The organism is Bacteroides sp. MSSM.1001136sp1_RTP21357st2_D2_RTP21359_211015, from assembly GCF_040913205.1.
GTDB lineage: Bacteria > Bacteroidota > Bacteroidia > Bacteroidales > Bacteroidaceae > Bacteroides > Bacteroides ovatus.
This window is the reverse complement of the sequence record NZ_JBDFVF010000043.1, coordinates 46,347-52,735: the sequence shown is the minus strand read 5'-3', so window position 1 is coordinate 52,735 and position 6,389 is coordinate 46,347. Positions and strand designations below refer to the sequence as shown.

Genomic DNA, 6,389 nt, shown 5'->3' with positions numbered 1-6,389 from the left:
CTACCAATTATTCTGAAATCTACGGATATGGAAGTACTTGGGCGCCTACAGGTGAAGATTCAGAATACCATTACACCGTTAATGAGCTAAATTCACTGTTAACTGCTGCCTATACATGGAACATTAACGAAGAATGGACGTTGGACGCTTTGATTGGTAATGAGTTTGTTGATAAAAAGACAAAATATGAATATGCATATAGCATGAACTTCAATTTCCCGGGCTGGAATCATCTGAATAATGCTTCTGTATTCTCCAATGAGAGCCTATACAACAAGAAACGAACTGTTGGTAATTTCGCAAACTTGTCAGTAGCATGGAAAAACATGCTTTATCTAAGCGGAAGTATACGTAATGATATCGTTTCAAGTATGCCACGTGACAATCGTTCTTTCACTTATCCTTCGGTGTCATTGGGATTCATTTTCACAGAACTGGCTCCCCTGAAGAATAACATATTAACCTTCGGTAAGATACGTGCTTCTTATGCGGAAGTTGGTATGGCTGGTGATTACACTCAAAGCTATTACTATACTCCATCTTATGGTGGTGGTTTTTATATGGGAAATCCGATTGTTTATCCAATTAATGGAGCAATGGCTTATATTCCATATTATAAGGTGTATGACCCTAACTTAAAACCACAAAATACAAAATCTTACGAGTTGGGAGCTGATCTTACTTTCTTAAACGGACTGGTTACTTTGAATTACACCTATTCACGTCAGAATGTAAAAGATCAGATATTCGAAGTTCCTTTGGCAGGTTCGACTGGTGCCTCAAGTATGATTATGAATGGAGGTAAAATCCACACAAATACCCACGAGTTGACATTGGGCGTATCTCCGGTAGATACCAAAAACTTCAAACTCGACTTCGCTTTCAACTTCTCCAAAATCGACAATTACGTAGACGAATTGGCTCCAGGAGTAGAAAGTATTATGTTAGGAGGATTTGTAACTCCGCAGGTACGTGCCGGAATTGGTGACAAGTTCCCTGTGATCTATGGAAAAAGCTATATGCGTAATGACGAAGGCAAGATTGTAGTAGACAAAAACGGACTTCCCATGCAGGGAGAAGATGCGGTTATCGGAACTGTATCTCCTGACTTCCGTTTAGGTTTCAATACAAATATCGAATTGTACAAGTTCCGTATTTCTGCAGTATTCGACTGGAAACAAGGAGGACAGATGTATAGTGGTACCGCAGGTGAAATGAACTATTACGGTGTGAGCAAATTATCTGGTGATATGCGTAATACCGAATTCATTGTGGAAAACTCCGTTAAAGAAACAGGAAAAGATGCAGACGGTAACTCAATTTATGCACCCAATGATATAAAGGTAACAGACGCTCAAGCATATTTCACAAGAAGAAGATCCATTGACGAATCCTACATTTATGATAATTCTTATATCAAACTGCGTGAATTATCAGTAAGCTATCCGGTATTCTCAAAGAAATGGCTGAATGTGAATGTGAATGTTTTTGCCCGCAACATTTTGGTTTGGTCTGAAATGAAAGGCTTCGATCCGGAAGCTTCACAGGGTAATGACAATATGGGAGGTGCATTCGAACGTTTCTCTCTTCCGGGAACAGCCAGCTATGGTTTTGGATTTAATGTAAAATTCTAATTAGCTAAAAAGAAAGATGAAAACATATAATATAATCAAAGGCATTTTTGCCGCTACTGTTTTATCAGTTGTCTTTTCCGGATGTTCGGAAGATGCAATGGATAGAATCAATAAGGATCACGGACATACGCAAAGCGTGGCCGGAAGATTCATTCTGACAGATGTAATAACCTCTACCGCATTCTCTAACGCAGGAGGTGATTTCAATACTTATCTATCTGCTTACATTGAATATGAAGTAGGTGTTGACAACCAGTTGTATTATGCAGAAACCAGAGAAAGCGAACCGACCTCATCTTCCACTTTCAATAATACATGGAATGGTCTGTATTCCACATTGAAATCCGCCCGTATCATTATCAATCAATGCAGTGAGGGAGGAATAGATTATGGAAATTTTGCAACCAAAGGTATGGCAGAGGTGTTGGCTGCTTATAATTGTGCATTGATAGCCGATATGTTCGGAGATGCTCCATGCAGCCAGGCAGCCTTAGTTGACGAAAATGGTTCTCCTGTTTACCTGACTCCTAAAATGGATAAACAAGAAGAGATCTATACACAAGCAATGCAATACCTGGACGATGCTATTGCAGACTTGCAGAAAGAGGATCTGATAGACCCGGGAGCTCAAGATTTGTTATATCAGGGCGATGCCGAAAAATGGCTAAAGTTGGCGTATGGTCTGAAAGCGCGTTACACAATGCACCTTCTTAAAAGATCTGCCAACAAAGACGCTGACATGGAGAAGGTTTTGGAATATGTGGATAACTCTTTCGAAAGTGCAGAAGAGCAAGCAGCATTCGACGTATATGACGCCAACAATATAAATCCGCTTTACGGTTTCTTTGTGGCACGTGCCGGATTAGGTGCAAGCGAAAGCATGAGAAGCAAACTGGCAGAATACAACGACCCACGCCTGTCCAGAGCTTTCATCACTAAACAAGGTGCATCTGGAAAAGAACAAGCCCCGGGAACTGCTGACAATGCCGTATATGCGCCTAACGGTTCTCCGGAACAAGGCACTTCCAAGTATGGGACTTCTTTATTTATGTATTCTATATCAGCACCCACACTGTTATTGAGCTATCATGAATTAAAGTTCCTGGAAGCAGAAGCTCTATGCAGATTGGGACGTGATGCAAAAAGTGCATTAAAAGACGCTGTAGTAGCCGGATTGTTAAATGCAGAAAATAGCTTTAGCGTTTCAAGAAAGGAATTGGGCAAAACGCTCATCAACCCGGCAAGTAGTATTACAGATACTGAAGCCGAAAGTTACTTTGACAATACAATAGAAGCCAAATATACAGCCGAACCGTTGAAAACAACAATGATTCAAAAATACTTCGCATTATGGGGAGCCTCAGGAGAAGCGACAGAATCTTACAATGATGTTCGCAGAATGAAAGGACTAGGCGAAAACTTTATTGAGCTAAAAAATCCAAACTCTTTCCCATTACGTTGTCCTTATGGCAATAGCGACACAACAACAAATGCCGAAGTGAAAGCAGCTTACGGAAATGGACAATATGTGTATAGTGAAAACGTTTGGTGGGCAGGTGGAAGCAGATAATCCATTGACTTGAATCATATAAATGAGACTGAATTCTCTAGGGGAAAGGCGGGAATTCAGTCTCATTTCTTTATATCAAGTTTGAGAGGTGTAAACAGAACATTCAGTCACAATTATGCCAAGAGAATTATAACAACTATACATGTCTACTGATTTTCCCGGTTCATACGATACATCATAAACTATACTTTTGTTATATTTGCAGACGCTTGAATAATATAGAATACGATGAATCATATAGAAACCCAACGATTGATATTGCGACATTTCACAGAAGAAGACATAAACGCCTTGTTCTCAATTCTAAGTGATAAAGACGTTAATACATTTCTACCGATGTTCCCATTAAAAGATATAGAGGAAGCAAAAGACTATCTCCAATATATAAAAAGCTGGATTCAGCAGAAAGGATTCTACTATGCTATTTGTATGAAAACAAACAATGTACCCATTGGTTGTATCCATATAAACGGAGATGACAGCCATGATTTGGGGTATAGCATTAAGAAGGAGTTTTGGCACAAAGGGATTTGTACAGAAGCTTGTCAGGCAGTAATCGATATGCTGAAACAAATAAATATTCCCTATATCACAGCTACGCACGATGTAAACAATCCGAGAAGTGGAAAAGTTATGCAGGCTATAGGCATGAAATACCAATATTCTTATGAAGAATATTGGCAACCAAAACTTTATCTGGTTACATTTAGAATGTATCAATTAAATTTCGATGACCAACAAGACAGGGTATATAAAAAATATTGGAATAAATACCCTGTTCATTTCATAGAGGAGATATAAGCAGTATTGCTACTTCATTCCTTCTCTCACAATATCTACCAGAATCGGCTTCAATCCGCTAACGAAACATTCCACTGCAATCACCATCAGAATCAGTCCCATAAGACGCATCATCACATTATTACCCGTTTCACCCAAGACTTTTACCAATTTCGTGGAAGCACGAAGAATAAAGAAAGTCAGCAGATAAATCAGGGCGATAGTACCGATCAATATCCCCTTCATTTCATAAGAATGCGCATCCTGCATCAAAACGATTGCATTGGCAATCGCTCCGGGACCGCATAACATAGGAATACCGAGAGGAGTAATAGAGATATCATCCGCATACGTTTTGATTTCTTCGTCCTTCAACTTCATCGGTGTATAGCGGGCTTGAAGCATATCAAAGCCTATCTTGAAGATAATCACCCCACCGGCAATACGGAAACCATTGGTAGAGATACCGAAGAACTTGAAAAGAAACTGCCCGGCAAAGACAAATACCATCAATGTAATAAACGACACAATAGTAGCACGACGTACGATAGACTGACGTTCTTTATCCGTCATACCATGAGTCATGGTAAGAAAGACAGGCATCGTTCCCAACGGGTTGGTCAACGTGAAGAATGAAGTGAAACAAAGTAAGGCGAAAGGCAGAAGCGTACTATCCATGATTATATCGTATTTTATGCAAAACTAAAACGCAACAAAAATACGACTTAATCCAGAAAACCTATAATAAATCCATTAATTCTTTCAAGGAATGGATGTGATAAGTAGGGAGGAAAGGGAAAGCTGTCCGTTCTGTCACATTGTAGAAAACCTGATGCATCCCTACTCCGTGCGCTCCGGTTATATCCGCTTCCCAACTATCACCAATCATTAAGGATTCGCGCAACTCGGATTGAGTAGCAGACAAAGCAAAATTGAATATCTCCGGCCAAGGCTTCAGCACTCCGAGATCTTCCGAGAGAATCACCTTTCTGAAATACCCGTCCACTCCTGCCGAACGCATCTTACGTGATTGCAATTCACGAAACCCATTGGAAAGGATATAGAGGTTATATTTGGGAGCAAGATACTCCAATACCTCCTTTGCATGAGGCATTAAAACACTTTTAGTAGGGATAATAGCGAAAAAATCTCTCGAAAACCGTTCAGCGAGCGCTTCATCTTTCACTCCCACGGCCTGTAAAGGATAAAAGAAACGTTGGCTGTTCAATTCATCCTTCGTTATCTTTCCTTCACCGTACTCAACCCAGAGTTCGGTATTTCTTTGTTGATAAAGAGTATAATAATGATTGAATGAATCAAAATAGCGGTCGAACGAATATTTCTGATATACTTCCTCAAAGGTGTTACGAGCATTTTGAGAAAAAGCCCAGATGGTATCATCAAGATCAAAAAAAAGATTTTTATATTTCATCAGTAGTTATATAATAAGAAACAAAAAAGCCAATGTGCTAATTTCTTGAATCCAGGAATCAGCACATTGGCAATTCAAAAGGGATATCTACCTTATTTTACCTGGATAACCAAGTATCTGGATACACTCCAGAATTCAGTAGGATTAGTAATCTTCAATGTCAACTGGCCTTTATCATCTTTTACCAATTCATAAGAACCGGTCGGATGAGTAGTCAGTAATTCAGCACGTTTAGAGTACAACTTGATTTCTTTGGTTGTACGGATATCGATCTGCGTGAAATAATCCTTATTGAAATCAGCGCTCTTCAACACGTCTCCGCTCTGAAGAATCTTTTGAGCTTTCAATTCAGATTTAGTACCAAATACGAACCAGGCAGCATTCAGGCTCTTTTCCTGTTCTGCAACGGTTTTAGCTTTCGCTTCGTTTTCTGCGGCCAGAGTTTCTTTTGCTACAGACAGATCGCTGACAGCAGCATCCAATTCCTGAATACGGATATTTTTGGAAGCCAGTTCTGTTTGAAGCTCTTCGATACGCTGTTGTTTAGCGTTCAATTCAGCAGTCAAAGCGGCAACAGCTTTTTTCATCTGTGCAGAATTGTAATTGCTATTCTTCAGCTGTGCCTGCAATTTTGCAATCTGCGCTTTGTTTTCTTCCATTTGTTTAGAGATGAATTCGATGTCAGAAGCAATCTGTTGCTTAGCACTGGCAGAGTTTTCAGTGATGGTTCCACGTTGCAAGTCAACACGGCTTTCAGCAGCATTGATCTTACGGAAACCTTCCTGAACTTCATTGAAAGTCCCCATCATATCATCCAGTTCAGCATTGCGCTGGTTCAGTTCCATCAAAAGAGAATCATTTTCAGCTTTCAGGTCTTTACTTCCACCTTTAAAGCCATCACACGAAGCCAACAAGGCTACGCATACAAATAAAACAGCTAACTTTTTCATACGTTTACGTTTTACGTTTTTTA

The 6,389-nt window shown here is 39.7% G+C and carries 6 protein-coding genes; 3 read left to right on the top strand and 3 right to left on the bottom strand.

Features of this window, described 5'->3' with window-relative positions; genetic code table 11:
• The 3 genes from AB5217_RS21985 to AB5217_RS21975 form a co-directional block, all read left to right on the top strand.
• Positions 1 to 1,634, top strand: a 1,634-nt coding sequence (locus AB5217_RS21985) for a TonB-dependent receptor domain-containing protein (protein WP_368117384.1), incomplete at its 5' end; no start/stop codon positions are given.
• A gap of 16 nt (positions 1,635 to 1,650) precedes the next feature.
• Positions 1,651 to 3,204 (top strand): SusD/RagB family nutrient-binding outer membrane lipoprotein, encoded by a 1,554-nt coding sequence (locus AB5217_RS21980; protein WP_008650046.1) that lies wholly within the window; start codon positions 1,651 to 1,653, stop codon positions 3,202 to 3,204.
• A 228-nt stretch (positions 3,205 to 3,432) separates the two neighbouring features.
• Positions 3,433 to 4,005, top strand: coding sequence for a GNAT family N-acetyltransferase (locus AB5217_RS21975; RefSeq protein WP_032843020.1), 573 nt, complete (start codon positions 3,433 to 3,435; stop codon positions 4,003 to 4,005).
• Between the two features lie 9 nt (positions 4,006 to 4,014).
• Here the strand turns inward: AB5217_RS21975 and AB5217_RS21970 are convergent, their stop codons facing one another.
• The 3 genes from AB5217_RS21970 to AB5217_RS21960 form a co-directional block, all read right to left on the bottom strand.
• Entirely contained in the window at positions 4,015 to 4,662 is a 648-nt protein-coding gene (locus AB5217_RS21970; protein ID WP_008777221.1) for a MarC family protein, read from the bottom strand.
• Between the two features lie 61 nt (positions 4,663 to 4,723).
• Complete coding sequence (locus tag AB5217_RS21965) at positions 4,724 to 5,416, bottom strand: YjjG family noncanonical pyrimidine nucleotidase (protein ID WP_008777220.1); 693 nt, start codon at positions 5,414 to 5,416, stop codon at positions 4,724 to 4,726.
• Positions 5,417 to 5,508: 92 nt separating this feature from the next.
• Positions 5,509 to 6,366: a hypothetical protein gene (locus AB5217_RS21960; protein ID WP_004326281.1), complete on the bottom strand. Its 858-nt coding sequence runs from the start codon at positions 6,364 to 6,366 to the stop codon at positions 5,509 to 5,511.
• Positions 6,367 to 6,389 lie beyond the last annotated feature (23 nt).